This window comes from Gemmatirosa kalamazoonensis (assembly GCF_000522985.1).
Taxonomy (GTDB): Bacteria; Gemmatimonadota; Gemmatimonadetes; order Gemmatimonadales; family Gemmatimonadaceae; genus Gemmatirosa; species Gemmatirosa kalamazoonensis.
In genome coordinates this window covers 5,093,611-5,109,379 of record NZ_CP007128.1, presented here as the reverse complement: position 1 = coordinate 5,109,379, position 15,769 = coordinate 5,093,611, and the positions used below count along the sequence as shown (strand labels likewise).

The following is a 15,769-nucleotide window of genomic DNA, read 5'->3' as shown; positions in this document are numbered from 1 at the left end:
GCTGCGTGGCTGCGTGGCTGCGTGGGCGCGTGACGGGTACGCAGCCACGCAGCCACGCCGCTACGAGTAGTACCGCCGCATCTGCGCCGCGACGCCGTCGAGATCCGGGAACAGCCGCCGCTCGTCGATCGTCGCGATGTCGAGCTGGTCACGCACGACGTCCACGCGCTCGGCGGGGATCACGTACTTCGTGAGCGCGTCGAGCAGCTCGTGCTTCGCGAGGAACTCGTCGAACGACTGCGTCGTCGTCGACGAGATCGTGAACGCCGCGGCCTGCGTGGCGAGGCGCGCGTCCAGCGTCGGCGGCTCGAACAGCACGGCGAACGGCTTCTGCTTCGCGCCGCTGCGCATGAGGTCCCACGGCGTGAGGCCGCCGGCGTCGGGGTCGTGGTTCAGCGCGGCGAGATCGTCGCTCAGCAGCGCGAGCGGCGGGAAGCCGAAGTGCCGGTGCACGCGCTGCCAGTCCAGGCGCCACACCACGCGGTCGGCGGCGTGCGGCCGCAGCGTCGCGAAGTGCGCCGCGACGAGCGGCGAATAGGTCCAGTCGAGCAGCCGCGTGGGCAGTCCGTGGTGCTGCGCCGCGACGAGCAGCTCCCACTCGTTGCGCGGGGTGGGGAAGTACGGGCGCGAGTAGCGGATGAAGTTGCGGAGGATGTGCTCCTCGAGCGCGCTCTTCGTGTGCGGCGGATGGATGCCGCCGAGCCGGTCGAGGCTCGTGAGCAGCGGCCACTCCGCGTGCCCCGAGCCGCGATACACGCCCGAGTCGCGCCGGCGCCCGGTTACCGGATCCGGCTCGCGCGGCGTCACGTGGTCGAGCAGCTCGCCTAACGTCTTCAGCTCGATCGTCGAGATCTTGGCCATCGTCGGTCGTCGGTCACTCGCTCAGGTTCCAGATCGCTGGCGTCGCCAGCTCCACGGAGTTCCCCGCCGGATCGCGCACGTACAACGAGCGCCCACCGCGCGGCCAGCGCACCTCGGCCTCCACGGGCACGCCGCGTTCCGTTAGGCGCGCGCGCCACGCGTCGAGCTCGCGCTCGGGCGCCGCGAACGCCACGTGCCCGGCGCCGCGCGCGCCGTGCGGCGGCACGTCGCCCGTCGCCGCCGTCGTCGCGTCCGGGTTGAACACGAGGAACACCCCCCCGCCGCAGCGGAAGAACACGTGCCGCCCCGCCACGCGCGCGAACGCCTCCAGCCCGATCACGTCGGCGTAGAACCGCTCCGCCGCGTCGAGGTCGGACGCGTACACGCAGGTCTCGAGCACGCCGCGCACGTTCATCGTGAGGTCCGCCTGCCGGCTCTCGAGCATGCGCCCCGACGCGTCAGGAAGCGTACCGGCGTGGCCGCGAGCGCGCGGGCGTGAAACACGCAGTCGCCCGTGCCGTAGGCCTGGGAGGCCCCCTCACGCCAGGAGATCGCCCGATGTGGCTCGCAATCAAGGCTCTGTTGCTCCGTTGGGTGCTCGCCCGGAGCTTCGGCGGCCTGGTCAGCTTCCTCCTTCTGCTCGCCGTGCCGCTCGCCGGCGTCCTGAAGGTCGTCGGTCTGCCGCTGCTCATCGTCGTGGGGATCGTGGGGCTGCCGATCCTGCTCGTGCTCGCGGTGATCGGGCTTCCCATCCTGCTCGTCGTCGGCACCGTCGGCGTCATCATGGCGGTCGTCGGGACGATGCTCGCCGCCGGTCTCGCGCTGCTGAAGATCGCGCTGCCCGTCATCGTCGTCGTGCTCGTCGCGCGCTGGGTGTGGGGGATGGTCCGCGGCCGCCGCGGCGACACCGGCACGACGTCCGAGAGCACGCCGCCCGCCACGCCTCCGGGTCCCGAAGCCGCTTCCTGACGCCCGGCCGCGCGGCGATGATTCCTCCCGGAATCCCGCCGCCGTGCCGTCGAAGACCCTCCCGCTCCCGCCGCTCCCGATCGACGACGTCCTGCCCGCGCTGCGCGACGCGCTGCGCGGGCGTTCGTCTGTCGTGCTCCAGGCGCCGCCGGGCGCCGGCAAGACGACGCGCGTCCCGCTCGCGCTCCTCGGCGAGCCCTGGGTCGACGGCCGGATCGTGATGCTGGAGCCACGCCGCCTCGCCGCCCGCGCCGCCGCACGCCACATGGCGCGGCTCCTCGACGAGGACGTCGGCGCGACCGTCGGCTACCGCGTGCGGCTCGACACGCGCGTGAGCCGCGCGACGCGCATCGAGGTCGTCACCGAGGGGATCCTCACGCGCATGCTGCAGCGCGATCCGGCGCTCGACGGAACCTCGGCCGTGATCTTCGACGAGTTCCACGAGCGGAGCCTGCACGCCGACCTCGGGCTCGCGCTCGCGCTGCAGACGCAGAGCGTGCTGCGCCCCGAGCTGCGGCTGCTCGTCATGTCCGCCACGCTCGACGGCGAGCGCGTGGCGCGAATGCTCGGCGATGCCCCCGTCGTCACGAGCGCGGGGCGGAGCTGGCCGGTCGAGGTGCGATGGCGCGCCACGCGGCCCGCACCGCGCGAGGTCGAGGCGGCGACGGCGCTGACGGTGCGCGAGGCGATCCGCACGCACGACGGCGACGTGCTCGTGTTCCTCCCCGGCGCCGCGGAGATCCGGCGCGTCGCCAATCTGTTGGGCGGGCTGCCCGACGACGTGTCGGTGCGGCCGCTCCACGGCAGCATGCCGCCCGAGGCGCAGGATGCGGCGATCGCGCCGTCGCCCGTCGGGCGACGCAAGGTGGTGCTCGCGACCAACATCGCCGAGACGAGCCTCACCATCGAGGGGATCCGCGTCGTCGTCGACACGGGGCTCGCGCGCGTGCCGCGGTTCTCGCCGCGCACCGCCATGACGCGCCTCACGCTCGCCCGCGTGTCGCGCGCGTCGGCCACGCAGCGGTGCGGGCGCGCGGGACGACTCGGCCCCGGCGTCTGCCACCGGCTGTGGCCCGAGCACGAGCACCACCACCTGCTCCCGGACACGCCGGCCGAGATCCTCGACGCGGACCTCGCGCCGCTCGCGCTGGAGCTCGCGGCCGCCGGCGTGATCGACCCGGCGGAGCTGACGTGGCTCGACCCGCCCCCCGACGCGACGTACCGGCAGGCGCGCGAGCTGCTCGCGTCGTTGGGCGCGTTGGGCGGGGACGGGCGTGTCACCGCGCACGGGCGGCGCATGGCGGAGCTGCCGCTGCACCCGCGCCTCGCCCACATGGTGCTGCGCGCTCGGGAGCTCTCGTTGGGCGGCCTCGCCTGCGACCTCGCGGCGCTGCTCGAGGAGCGGGACGTGCTGCGCGCCGCTGCGGCGCCCGCGCGTCCCGACGCCGACGTGCGGCTCCGCGTCGAGGTCCTCCGCGGCGCCGGCAGCGGCGACACGATCGCCGCGGCGCACGGCGCGACGGTCGACCACGACGCCCTGCGCCGCGTGCGGCTCGAGGCGCGCGCCCTTCGCGCGTCGTTGGGCCTGGGTCATCCCGAGCGAAGCGGGGGAGACGCGTGCGGGCTGCTGCTCGCGCTCGCGTACCCGGACCGCGTCGCGCAGCGCCGGCCCGGCGCGGGCGGCCGCTACCTGCTCGCGAACGGCCGCGGGGCGACGTTCGACGACGGCCAGCCACTCGCCACGGAGCCGTACGTGGTCGCCGCGGAGCTCGGCGGGACCGGGAGCGAGGCGCGCGTGGAGCTCGCCGCGCCGCTCGCGATCGACGACTGGCTCCGCTCCGGCGATGCGCCGCTCACACGCGACGACGAGCTCGCGTGGGACGCCGACGCGGGCGTCGTGCGCGCGCGCGTCGTGGAGCGACTCGGCGCGATCGTGCTGCGCGAGATCCCGGATCCGAGCCCCGACCCCGAGGCGGTCGCCGCGGCGCTCGTCGACGCCATTCGCGCCGGGGGGCTCGGGATGCTCGCGTGGAGCGAGGACGCGAGCCGGCTGCGCGAGCGCCTCGCGTTCCTGCACGCGCTGGAGCCGTCGGCGTGGCCCGACGTCTCCGACGACGCGCTGCTCGCGACGCTCGACGCGTGGCTCGCGCCGCGGCTGTGGGGCGTACGCCGGCGCGACGAGCTGGCGCGCGTCGACGTCGGCGAGGCGCTGCGCGACCGCCTCACGCGTCAGCAGCGCGCCGCGCTCGACGATCTGGCGCCGTCGCACGTCGTCGTGCCGAGCGGCTCGCGCGTCCGCATCGACTACGCGACCCCCGACGCGCCGGTGCTCGCCGTCCGGCTGCAGGAGCTGTTCGGGGCCGTGGAGACGCCGCGGGTCGGAGGGGGCCGCGTGCCGCTCACGCTGCACCTGCTGTCGCCGGCCTACCGTCCGGTGCAGGTCACGCGCGACCTCGCGGGGTTCTGGCGCACGAGCTACTTCGACGTCCGGCGCGAGCTGCGCGGGCGCTACCCGAAGCACGAGTGGCCCGAGGATCCGCTCGCCGCGCAGCCGACCGCACGCGCGAAGCGGCGGTCCTGACCAATCCTGACGGCGCCTGACGGCGCGACGTGCGCCCGGGCCTGCGCGGGCGATACCGCGCGGACGGTGAAGCGCGATGAGGCGCAAGCGGCGTTCACAACGCTGACAGGGCAGTGCGGCGCCGTGCCGCGGGGCGAGACGATTCGAGCGCCCCATCGCGCCGTATCGCCGGCGAAGTGCCGCCCGCGAAGTGCGCGGCGCAGTTCGCGCCGTCAGGTGATCAGACGAGTTCGCGAACGACCAGGCCTAACGCGATCGCGCCCGCGATGCCGAGGAGGAGCAGGATCAGCCCGCGTCGGTCGGACCGGTACGCCTCGTAGATCGGCTCGTCGAGCCAGTAGCCGCGCTCCGTCTCGCGGACCGCCTGCGCGTTCACCAGGCGGCGCAGCCGTCGCCGCGCGATGTGGCGCAGCTCGGGGAGGGGCACCGCTCGATCGGGGCTCGTGGCGCCGGCGCGGCGGAGATGGTCGACGATCTCGCGCTCCGAGCGCTGCAGCAGGACGATCGCGGGAGCTCCCATGGCGGGGCGGGGGGCTTTCGGAAACGGATGGCGGGCGGGGGGCCATCGGGCGTGCGGTCGCCACCGCGCCGCTCAGGTGATGCGGATCACGGTGGCCCGCGGCCGACCCACTCGGGGATGTCGGCCTAATAGATATAGACCGGCGTGCCGACGGGAACCTGGTCGTACAGCCACTCGACGTCCTCGTCGAGGAGCCGGACGCACCCGTGCGTGGCCGCCGTGCCGATCGATTCGGTATGCGGAGTCCCGTGCAGGAGGTAGCCCTCCCCGAGGCTCAGCTTGTACTTCCCAAGTTCGCCCTCGATGCGCCGATTCGCGGTCCCCGTCGGCGGCACGTAGATCGTGCCGTCGAAGACGATCTCCTCGTCGGACGGGAGCGGCGTGAACGTCGAGCCGTCGAGCGTGCCGACGCGGTCACCGCGGACGACGAGCTTGCGCCCATCGGCCAGCGTCACCGCGCGCCCGCGCTCGAGATGCGCGAGCCGCAGGCCCTGACGCGAGGCGACCTCCGCGTAGTGCCACTCGGGCGGCACCCACACCGGGTTCGACTCCTTCGAGAGGATCTTCCGCTTGCCGCGGGGCGTCTCGAAGCGCCAGGACTTGCCGTTGTAGCTCAGCGTGGTGTCCACCGCGACCGCGACCGGCGCGACGAGCAGCGTGTCGGCGCCGTCGAGCACGTACAGCTCGCGATCGAACATGGACACGATCACCCGGAGCCCGGTCGCGTTCGTCGCGGCGGCCTTCGCAGCCTCGTACTCGAGGCTGTCCGCCGCCGACTTGAACGAGCGGGCGGCCACGGGAACCAGCGCCGCCGGGCTCGTCACGCCCGCCCGATCGCCGGAATCCGTCTCCGACCGCGCTCCGACCAGCTCCGGTCGCCTTCCCGCCCCGGCCTGCGCCGACGCGAGCGACGGAGCGCTCACGCCGACACAAGCGAGGAGGAGCCACGCTGAGACGGCACCGAGACGGGACACGCCCTTCGCCACGACGTGGCCGTTCCGGAGGCCGCCGTCCGGACGGCCGGGCTCATCGCCCGACCGCCCGTGGCGCACCGCGTGGAGGTGCGTACTACGCATCGATTACCAGTTGAAGGTGAGACCGAGCGCCACCGGGATATACGCAGAGTGGCCGCTGTTCATGTTCACCGAGACGTACCGCGACTCGGCGTAGAGCGCCGCGCTGCCGATCCCGAACTGGATGCCACCACCCGCGTTCCAGCCGAGCTTCGTGCTCGACGAGCTGCCGGTGTCGTACAGGTTGTTGAACGTCGTCGTGTACATCGTGCCGTTCGTCGTGGTCGACGATACCGTCGGCGTCCTGCCGTAGTTCCGGAAGTGGTACGCACCACCACCCGCGACCCCGTACAGGCCGCTCAGCAGGCCATGCCCGAACGGAAGGCGCAGCTTCGCGTCGGCGACCGCCTGCCAGATCTGCGGCTCGGCGACCGACACGGGCAGGCCGGACTTCGACTTCAGCGTCGCGTAGCCGAAGTTGGCGCGGATGCCGAGCGGGCCGTTCGGCGAGTCCCAACCGACCGGCACCTCGACGCCCCAACCGGACTTGTAGAACGTGCTGAAGTTCGTCTTCGGGATCTCGCCGGCGCCGGCGACCCCGATGTACCACCCGTTGCGGAGCCGGATCGCCGGCGCCGGCGCGGGCACCTCACCCGTGCTGACCGTCGTCGTCGTGGTCGTCGTGGTCGTCGTCGTGTCCACCGCGACCGGCGCGGGGGTCGGAGTCGGAGCCGGGGCCGGCGCGGGGGCCGGAGCCGGCATCGACGACGTCGTGTCGCGCGGTGCCGGCGTGTCCTTCGTTACCGGCATCGGGGTGGAGCTCGGGCGCGGCGTATCCTTGCGCACGGGCATCTGCTGGGCCCCGGCGGCGCTCACGCTGCCGAGGGTGAGAGCGATCGCCGCTCCGATGGCGCGGCTCGTCGAGAAACGCAGAGTCATGTCTTCCTCCTCTACCTCTTCGTCTTCGTCCTGGAGTTCTTCCCCGAAGTCTGGGGCTGCGAGACCGAAGGTTCCGATCGTTCCCGGGAGACCGTCCTCCTCGTGGAGGCCTCCGTTGGGATCGACCCCTCCGGGTCGTTCCCGGACGCGGCGTCGAACCTCGCTGCCGCGGTCTGCACCCCCTCGGGGGTACCCGGTCCGCCGCGGGATCTCGGGGCGAGGGCCCCGTGGTACGATCCGCTGCGGCAGTCCCCTCTAAGGCAGGCTGCATGCCGCCAGGGAAACGGGCGGTGGACTTTCGGCCCCGCCGACGTGCATTCGCGTTCCTGCTGACGGGTCTTAACGTGAAGCGGCGCCGGGAGATGCCTCCCGGCGCCGCTTCATCTGGTCCGACGGTCGTGCGACGTGATCTCAGACGTGATCTCAGTGGAACGACACGCCGGCCATGATCGGGATGTAGTTCACCGCCTTCCCGGGCGTGTAGACGCGGGTGTAGCGCGCCTCACCGAACAGCTCCGCCGGGCCGACGCCGAGCGACAGACCGAGGCCCGCGTGCGTGCCGAGGCTCGTGTTGCTCGAGGACTGGCTCTGGGCCGCCGCCGCGACCTGCGCGTTGAGGGCGGGGCTCGAGTACTTCGTGTTGTACAGGTTGTTCGTCAGGAAGATCGAGCGGTTGTAGTTCGTGAAGTGGTGCACCGCGCCGCCGCCCACGAGGTACGCGCCGCTGGTCGCCTTCAGGAACCGGCCGAACGGGACGCGGAACTTCAGGTCCCCACCGAGCGACCACTGCGTGGCGTCGGCGACACCGACCGACGACGCCGAGTTGAACTCCGTGTATGCGGCCACGAGGCGCGCGCCGAGCGGGCTGTGCGGCGGATCCCACGTGAGCGGGACGTTGATCCCCCAGCCCGGGTTGTACGACTGCATCGCGTCGCCGACCGGGTGCACCGAGCCGGCCGCGAGGCCGAGCGAGAGCCCGTTGCCGAAGAACCGCTGGATGCGCGCCGGGATCAGCGGCAGCACCTCACCGGTGCTCGCCGACTGCGTCGTGGCGCAGTTGCACATCACGACCGTCGTGTCGCTGCGGCCGACGAGCACCGTATCGCGCGCCGGCATCGTGTACGTGCTGCTGCTCGTGCTGGAGCTGCTGGAGCTGCTCGGCGTCGTCTCGGTCGACGGCGTGGCCGGCTGCTCCTTGCGGATCGGGAGCTGCGACCGGCTGCGGCGCGGCGCCGAGCGGGTGGTGTCCTGCTGGGCCGAGGCGGTGGCGACCGCTCCCAGCGTGAGCGCGACGGCGAACCCCATCGCGCGCGAGGTCGTAAAGCGAAGCATCGTGTATCTCCTCCTCTCCGTCTTCGTCAGCGGCTACGCCCTCAAGCGCCGGCCCCCGCGGGCGAGTAGCGGGCCCTCCGACGGCTCCATCCTCCGTCGGCCACGGGCGACGAACGTCGTCGCGGCGCGAGGCGATAAAGCATGGGCCATGCCGTCGCGCGATCACGAAATCTTCGGTGACGCATGGCGCCGACGGTGGGTCCATGCACCTTTTGCCCTCTGTGCAGGGCCCAAATGCGCGACGCGCCGGCGGTTGCCGGCGCGTCGTGTGTTTTCTCGTGCGACGTATGTTTTTCGGCGTGGGCCGCCCCGTGCGCGGCGGGCGCGTCGGACCGGCGATCGTTAGGCGCGCGGGGCCGTCGGCGAACCGTTAGGCACCCACGCGCGCGCCGCGTCAGTGCCGTGCGAAGACGCTCGTGCGGCCGTCGCGCCCGAACGCGACGACGTCGAACCGGTCGGCGCGGCCGCCCATCTCCATGCCCGGCGAGCCGCTCGGCATCCCGGGCACCGCGACGCCGCGCACGCCCCTCGGCTTCTCGCGGAGCAGCCGCAGCACGTCGGCGGCAGGCACGTGCCCCTCCACGACGTAGCCCTCGACGAGCGCGGTGTGACACGACTGCAGGGCGGTCGGCACCCCTTCGCGGCGCTTGATCGCATCGACGTCGGCGACGTCGTGCACCGTCGTCGCGAAGCCGGCGGCGCGCACGTGGTCCACCCACTTCGCGCAGCAGCCGCACGTGGGGCTCTTGTAGATCGTGATCGCGACCTTCGCGGAGGCGTCGGCGCGGCGGGAGACGAGAAGCGCGAGCGCGCCGGCGGAAGCGGCGACCCACTCGCGGCGGGACAGCGTGTGTGAGGACATGCGACGGGAGAAGGACGACGGACGCCGTTCAGACGAGCCGCAGCGGCGCGCGCCGCGCGAGGCGCTCCGCGCGGCCCGCATCGGCGGCCGACCAGAGCGTGACGGCGAGCAGCGCGCCGATCTGCAGCGAGGACGGCCAGCCGAGGTACGCCGTCACGCCGTACGCGGCGCCGGCGGTGACGAGGTGGCCGGCGGCGGTGCGCCGCCGGCCCTGCAGGAATTGACCGAGCCCGGGGAGCACGAGGCTCGCCGCGGCCGCCCACAGCGGCCCCCCCTGCGGCGACGGGTTGGGAGCTTCGAGGGGCGCGCCGCGCACCACGCGCAGGCGGCCGCGCCGGACCGGACGGGGCATCGTGGAACCTCTGCGTTCGACGACGAGCGTGCGTGGGCGAACGTGCCCGAGAACGACGGCGATGTTAGCACGCGCGCCTCCGACCGGCCAGGGCCGTACGGGAGTGCTGCCGGTGCGGCTACTGCTGGCAGCGGCCGTGTGGATCCGGCTTCGCCTGATCGACGACCGGCCGGTGGTCGAGCGCCGCGACATGCATCGCGATGTCGTCCACGAGGTTCACGACCTTCGCCATGTGGTCGTAGTCGATGTACTGCGGCTCGTCCGTCACCTGGTGATAGTCGGAGTGGCCGCCGGTCGTGAAGAACACGATCGGGATGCCGTAGCGCGCGTACTCGTAGTGGTCGCTGCGGCAGTAGATGTTCATCGGGTGCCCGTTCGCGTCGAGCGAGTAGTCGAACGTGAGCCCGTGCTTGCCGCTCTTGTTCACCGACTCGACGAGGTCGCCGAGCTCCGTCGAGAGCCGGCGCGAGCCGACGAGCTGCAGGTAGTTGTTCGCGCCGTGGATCGACGCGCCCTCCTTCGTCTTGCCGGTCTCGTCCCACGGGTCGCCGCGTCCCTCCATGTCCATGTTCAGCTCCGTGACGATGGAGTCGCGCGGCACGGTCGGGTGGTCGGTGAACCACTCCGAGCCCCACAGCCCCTTCTCCTCGCCGACGTGCCAGATGAACAGGATCGAGCGCTTCGGCGCGGCGGCGCCCTTCCGGCTCGCCATCTTCTCCGCGATCTCGAGCACGCTCACCGAGCCGGAGCCGTCGTCGTCGGCGCCGTTGTAGATCGAGTCGAGGCGCGCCGTGCCGGGGTGCGCGGCGCGGTAGGCGGCGAGGAGCTTGTTCACGTCCGCCTGCTGCTCCGGCGTCGCGCGGTTGCCCGCGTCCTCGGCGCCGCCAGGCCTAACGATGTGGTTGAAGATGCGGATCGAGTCGTGGTCGACCGGGCGGTTGTTGAAGCCGACGTGGTCGTTGTGCGCGCCGATCGCGACGTACTCGCCGGCGAGCTTCGGGTCGCTCCCGGGCAGGATCGCGACGACGTTGCGCGCGGGGCTCGCGATCGGCTCGACGAGGCCGCGCACGTTCAGCGTGACCGGCGAACCGGCGGTGTTCACCGGCGGCACCGCGTTGAGGTTCGGGAAGAGCTTCTGCGCGCCCGCCATGGTGAGGTAGACCACGGGCTTCGGCGCCGGGCCGTTAGGCGCCTGCTCGTTGTCGAGGAACGCCGCCGGCCGACGCACGACGGCCAGCAGCTGGTCGGGGACGACGAGCGCGATGCCGGCCGCGGTGGGCACGACGCGGTTCACCGTGCGCAGCGCGCGGAAGCTCACGCCGCCCGGCAGGTAGAACACGACGAACTTGCCGGCCGCCTGCTCGGGGGTGATCGCGTTCACCGTGTCGCCGACCTGGCCGCCGTAGACGACCGGCACGTCGGTCCCGGCGAGCGTCCCGCTGCCGTTCGCCGCCCACTCCGTGCCGAACGCGAGCGACGCGCCGCCGACGGTCAGCGTCGACGCGGCGTCGATCGCGCGCGTCTTCATCGGGATCGTCTGGAAGTAGGTGCCGTCGTCGCCGGCCGGCTTGAGGCCGAGGCGCTGCACCTCGCGCGCGATGTAGTCGGTGCCCTTCACGTTCCCCGGCGTCCCCGCCTCGCGCCCCATCATGGAGTCGTCGGCGAAGATGTAGAGGCGCGTCATCAGGTCCTTCGCCGTGATGTCGGCGCTCGTGGGCTGCGGGCCGAGCTTGAGCGGGAGCCGGGTGTCGGGCGCCGGCACGACGGCGGCGGGGGCCGCCGCGTCCTTCGTCACGGGCTGCGCGACGAGCACGCCCGGAAGCAGCGCGGCCGCGGTGAGAAGCAGGTGGTGTCGCATGGAGTCGGGTGAGAGTCGAACCGAAGTATACCCACCGTGGAACCCGGAAGCGCGGGCGGTACGGCGCTGTCGATGCGGCGCGATGCTGCGCACGCACCGTTTCACACCGCTGGATCACGCAGTACGGCGCCGTGCCGCGGTGTGAGACGCCGTTTGCGCCTCATCGCGCTTCACCGTCCACGCGTATCGCCGGCGAAGTGCGCAGCGCGGCTCGCGCCGTAGTAGTTCAGCCGGCGTCCGCTTCCGCCGCCGCGATGATGCCGCGCTCGACGTAGATCGGTCGCACCTGCTCGCGGAGCCCCGGGAGCCGGAGCAGGAACGCGAGCGCCGCGGCGATGCAGGCGACGCCGCCGACGAGGATCGTCCCGGTCGTGCCGAACCGGTCGGCCGCCGCGCCGGCGAGCAGGGAGCCGATCGGCGCGGTACCGAGGAACGCCATCGTGTAGAACGACATCACGCGGCCGCGGAGGTCCTCGTCGACGACGGTCTGCAGCACGGTGTTCGTGCTCGCCATCTCCACCATCATCCCGCCGCCGACGATGGGGAGCACGATCAAGGCGACCCACAGCGTGCGCGCGAGCGCGAACGCGACGAGCCCGGCGCCGAACGCCGCCGTCGCGAGCCCCATGACGCGTCCGAGGCCGAGCACCGAGCGCCGCGACGCGAGGTAGAGCGCGCCGCCCACCGCGCCGAGCCCAGACGCGGTCATGAGCCCGCCGAGCGTGTGCGGGCCGCCGTGCAGCACGCGCGACGCGATGTCGGGCATCAGCACCGTGTACGGCATGCCCATGGTGCTGACGAGCGCGAGCAGCAGCAGCGCGGTGCGTACCGGCGGGAAGCCGGCGACGTAGCGGAAGCCGGTGCGCAGCTCGTCGAGCACCGCCCCGTGCCGCCGCGCCGTGACGTCGCGCGGCAACCGCATCGCCAGCAGCGACGCGATCACGGCGACGTACGAGATCGCGTCGATGAGGAAGCACCACCCCTCGCCGACCGCCGCGATGACGATGCCGCCGATCGACGGGCCGATGATGCGGCTGCCGTTCACCATCGTGGAGTTGAGCGCGATCGCGTTAGGCAGGTCGGCGCGGTCCTCCACCATGTGCACGACGAACGCCTGCCGCGCCGGCGTGTCGAACGCGTTGATGGCGCCCTGCACGACCTGCAGCGCGAGGATCCACGGCACGGTGATGGTGCCGGACAGCGCGAGCACGGCGAGCGCGAGCGACTGCAGCATCGACAGCACCTGCGTCCACACGAGGATGCCGTGCCGGTCCCACCGGTCGACGAGCACGCCGGCGACGGGCGCGAGCAGCAGCGACGGGATCTGGCCGCAGAAGCCGACGACGCCCAACAGCAGCGGCGAGTGCGTGAGCCGGTACACGAGCCAGCTCGTCGCGACGCGCGTGATCCACGTGCCGACGAGCGACACGCTCTGACCGCCGAAGAACAGTCGGAAGTTGCGGTGGCCGAGCGCGCGGGTGATGCGCGGGCTCATGCGCGGGAGCGCGGAATTTCTGGCACGCGGATGGTCGGTCGTCGGGGCGGGTCGCGTCAGAGCGACGTCAGAAAGCGGGCCGCGTCATGCGCGAGCCCGGTCCGCCGTGCATGCTACCGAGAGGCCGCACCCACGTCACCCGCCCGGATCGCCGCATGTCCATCGTCTCCCGCGAGCCCCGCGAGCCCCGCGACCAGGTCGCACACATCGCCCCGCACCACGACGGCGTGCGCTACCCCGACGCCGAGGCGCCGTACTACCTGGCGACGGGGAACGAGTGCGACGTGTTCGCGGCGTGCCACGCGCGCGGGCTGCCGGTGATGCTCAAGGGCCCCACGGGGTGCGGCAAGACGCGGTTCGTCGAGCACATGGCGTGGCGGCTGAAGCGCCCGCTCGTCACCGTGGCCTGCCACGACGACCTCTCGGCGAGCGACCTCACGGGACGCTACCTCATTCGCGGCGGCGAGACGGCGTGGATCGACGGGCCGATCACCGTCGCCGCGCGGCTCGGTGCGATCTGCTATCTCGACGAGGTGGTGGAGGCGCGGCAGGACACGACCGTGGTGCTGCATCCGCTCACGGACGACCGCCGCTTCCTGCCGATCGAGAAGACGGGCGAGCTGCTGGAGGCGGCGCCGGGGTTCCAGCTCGTCGTGTCGTACAACCCCGGCTACCAGCACGCGCTGAAGGATCTCAAGCCGAGCACGCGGCAGCGGTTCGTCGCGCTGCAGTTCGACCATCCCGCGCCGGCGCGCGAGGCGGAGATCGTCGCGCACGAGGGCGGCGTGAAGCCGTCGGTGGCCTCGGCGCTCGTGGAGCTCGCGCGGCGCGCGCGACGGCTGCGTGACCAGGGGCTCGCCGAGGGACCGGGGACGCGGCTCGTCGTGGCGACGGCGCGGCTCATCGCGGGCGGCATCCCGCCGATGGACGCGTGCCGCGTGGCGCTGGCCGCCCCGCTCACCGACGACCCCGACCTGCTCGCCGCGATCGGCGACCTGGTGGACGCGACGCTCTGACGCGTGCCTAACGCCGTGCGCGCATCGATGAGTCGGTATCTGCGGCGGCTCGTGGCGCGCGGTCGGCGCGCACTGCCGGCGCGCCCGTCGCCGCCGAGGCCGGTCGAGCTGGCGTCGGTGCGCCGGCGGCTCGAGCTGCTCGCGACGGCGCTGCACGACCGGCCGATCGCGATCGAGGCCGTGCGCGCGCGGCGCGCGGCGGGGCTCATGTGGGTGCTCGACCGGCTCCGACGGCGCCCCGACCCGGCGCTCCCGTCGACGGACGGCGTCGTGGTACGGCTGCCGCCGCGCCTCGCGATCACCGATCCCGACGCGGGCCTCGCGCGCTACCGGCTGCTCGCGCTGGAGCAGGCCGAGCGCATGGCGCGCGGCACGGTCGCGCACCTGCCGACGGAGCAGCTCGAGCGCGACCTGTTCCTGGTGGCGGAGGGCGCCGCGGTGGACCGCGCGCTCGCTCGCGGCCGCACGCGCGCCGCGCTGGCCGAGGCGCGGGCGAGCGCGCTCGCGGAGCGGCCGCCGCTCGAGCTGATGCCGCCGATGGAGCGGCGCGTCGAGGCGCTGCTGCGCGACGCGCTCGCCGACGCGTCGGCGCCTAACGGGCCGCCGCCGTGCCCCACGGCCGCCGAGTCGGCGCGGTGGGCGCGCGAGACCGCGGCGCGCATGGCCGCGGCCGACCGCGACGGCGCGCTGTCGTACACCGGTCTGCCGCCCGTGCCGCTGTGGGGCGAGCCCCGCCTCCCCGAGCACGACGTCGTGCGCCCGCTGGTGGAGCTGTCCGCGCGCGAGGCGGATGCCGATCGCGGCGACAGCGGCGACGAGACGGCGGTCGGGGACGAGCCGGTCGAGACGGCCACGGCGGCACCCGACGATCCCGGCGACGACGACGGAACGAAGCAGGGTCCGAACGTCGACCGGCCGAGCGAGCGATCGCTCCAGCGGGGGCCCGCGCTCGCACCGGTCGGCGGGCTCCCGAGGTCCGCGACGGCCGATGCGCGCGCGGTGGCGGAGTACCCGGAGTGGGACGCATCGGCGGGACGCTACCGGCCACTCGCGACGACGGTGATCCAGTGGCGCCCGGCCGAAGGCGAGGGTGCGTGGGCGCAGGAGGAGCTGGCGCGGCACGCGGCGGTCGTGCGGCGCGTGCGCGAGCGGTTCGCGCGGCTGCGCGCGCAGCGGATGCGACTGCACGCGCAGCGCTCGGGCGACGAGCTGGATCTCGAGGCGTGCGTCCGCGCGGCGGTCGACCGGCGCATGGGTCGTCCGATCGACGACCGACTCTACGTCGCGGTGCGCCCCGCGCGGCGCGCGCTCGCCATCGCGCTGCTCGTCGACGTCAGCGGGTCCACGGACGTCGAGGTGTCGAAGGGACGCCGCGTGATCGACGTGGAGAAGACGGCGGTGCTGCTCGCCGGCGAGGCGCTCGACGCGTTAGGCGACCCGTACGCCGTGCTCGCGTTCTCGAGCCGCACCGCGGCGTCGGTGCACGTGCGCGTGGTGAAGGACTTCGGCGAGCGGAGCGCCGACGCGGTGCGGCGCCGCCTCGCGGGGCTCGCGCCGGAGGCGAACACGCGGCTCGGCGCCGCGGTGCGCCACACGACGGCGCTGCTGTCGCGTCAGCCCGCGGGCCACCGGCTGATGCTGCTCCTCTCCGACGGGCAGCCTAACGACGTCGATCACTACCAGGAGCAGTACGCGATCGAGGACGCACGGCAGGCGATCCTGGAGGCGCGCGCGGCGGGCGTGTACCCGTTCTGCCTGACGGTCGACCGCGAGGCGCCCGACTACCTCGCGCGGATCTTCGGCGCGGCCGGGTACACGATCATGCGGCACCCGGAGCAGCTGCCGGGCGCGCTGCTGGAAGGGGTGAGTCAGTTGCTGCGGGGGTGAGGCGCATCCTGTCCATTGCGCTGCCATCGGACCCATGGGGCTCGAGGCTCATGGGTCTGATGGCAGCGCAATGAAAGTGATGCG

At 73.2% G+C, this 15,769-nt stretch carries 14 protein-coding genes; 4 read left to right on the top strand and 10 right to left on the bottom strand.

Translation table 11 applies throughout. The features are described from left to right. Positions 1-60: 60 nt before the first annotated feature. Both J421_RS22165 and J421_RS22160 read right to left on the bottom strand, forming a co-directional pair. The gene (locus J421_RS22165) at positions 61-861 is read right to left on the bottom strand and encodes an FRG domain-containing protein (RefSeq protein WP_025413366.1); all 801 of its coding nucleotides are present in this window, start codon (positions 859-861) and stop codon (positions 61-63) included. 13 nt (positions 862-874) lie between these two features. Beyond that, the gene (locus J421_RS22160) at positions 875-1,306 is read right to left on the bottom strand and encodes a VOC family protein (protein WP_201773065.1); all 432 of its coding nucleotides are present in this window, start codon (positions 1,304-1,306) and stop codon (positions 875-877) included. Between the two features lie 113 nt (positions 1,307-1,419). Between J421_RS22160 and J421_RS22155 the strand changes: the two genes are divergently transcribed. Both J421_RS22155 and hrpB read left to right on the top strand, forming a co-directional pair. Beyond that, positions 1,420-1,830 carry a hypothetical protein gene (locus tag J421_RS22155; protein WP_148306467.1) on the top strand — a complete coding sequence of 137 codons (411 nt, stop codon included), beginning with the start codon at positions 1,420-1,422 and terminating at the stop codon, positions 1,828-1,830. 43 nt (positions 1,831-1,873) lie between these two features. Beyond that, the gene (hrpB, locus tag J421_RS22150; protein ID WP_025413363.1) at positions 1,874-4,411 is read left to right on the top strand and encodes an ATP-dependent helicase HrpB; all 2,538 of its coding nucleotides are present in this window, start codon (positions 1,874-1,876) and stop codon (positions 4,409-4,411) included. Positions 4,412-4,631: 220 nt separating this feature from the next. On the opposite strand, the gene J421_RS22145 is transcribed toward hrpB, so the two are convergent. The 8 genes from J421_RS22145 to J421_RS22105 form a co-directional block, all read right to left on the bottom strand. Then, positions 4,632-4,931, bottom strand: coding sequence for a hypothetical protein (locus J421_RS22145; protein WP_025413362.1), 300 nt, complete (start codon positions 4,929-4,931; stop codon positions 4,632-4,634). A gap of 125 nt (positions 4,932-5,056) precedes the next feature. After that, on the bottom strand, positions 5,057-5,854 hold the full coding sequence (locus J421_RS32225; RefSeq protein WP_158508873.1) for a L,D-transpeptidase: 798 nt from the start codon (positions 5,852-5,854) through the stop codon (positions 5,057-5,059). A gap of 156 nt (positions 5,855-6,010) precedes the next feature. Then, complete coding sequence (locus J421_RS22135; protein ID WP_025413360.1) at positions 6,011-6,883, bottom strand: porin family protein; 873 nt, start codon at positions 6,881-6,883, stop codon at positions 6,011-6,013. 423 nt (positions 6,884-7,306) lie between these two features. Beyond that, entirely contained in the window at positions 7,307-8,215 is a 909-nt protein-coding gene (locus tag J421_RS22125) for a hypothetical protein (protein WP_148306464.1), read from the bottom strand. Positions 8,216-8,609: 394 nt separating this feature from the next. Further along, complete coding sequence (locus tag J421_RS22120; RefSeq protein WP_025413358.1) at positions 8,610-9,077, bottom strand: DUF411 domain-containing protein; 468 nt, start codon at positions 9,075-9,077, stop codon at positions 8,610-8,612. 28 nt (positions 9,078-9,105) lie between these two features. Then, entirely contained in the window at positions 9,106-9,429 is a 324-nt protein-coding gene (locus J421_RS22115; protein ID WP_025413357.1) for a hypothetical protein, read from the bottom strand. A 118-nt stretch (positions 9,430-9,547) separates the two neighbouring features. Beyond that, a complete protein-coding gene (locus J421_RS22110) occupies positions 9,548-11,287 on the bottom strand; it encodes a M28 family peptidase (protein ID WP_025413356.1) in 1,740 nt (579 codons plus the stop codon). A 226-nt stretch (positions 11,288-11,513) separates the two neighbouring features. Next, positions 11,514-12,782, bottom strand: a complete 1,269-nt coding sequence (locus J421_RS22105; protein WP_025413355.1) for an MFS transporter — start codon at positions 12,780-12,782, stop codon at positions 11,514-11,516. Between the two features lie 155 nt (positions 12,783-12,937). On the opposite strand from J421_RS22105, the gene J421_RS22100 reads away from it, so the two are divergent. Beyond that, positions 12,938-13,798 carry a CbbQ/NirQ/NorQ/GpvN family protein gene (locus J421_RS22100; RefSeq protein WP_025413354.1) on the top strand — a complete coding sequence of 287 codons (861 nt, stop codon included), beginning with the start codon at positions 12,938-12,940 and terminating at the stop codon, positions 13,796-13,798. A gap of 3 nt (positions 13,799-13,801) precedes the next feature. Then, on the top strand, positions 13,802-15,685 hold the full coding sequence (locus J421_RS22095; RefSeq protein WP_025413353.1) for a nitric oxide reductase activation protein NorD: 1,884 nt from the start codon (positions 13,802-13,804) through the stop codon (positions 15,683-15,685). Positions 15,686-15,769 lie beyond the last annotated feature (84 nt).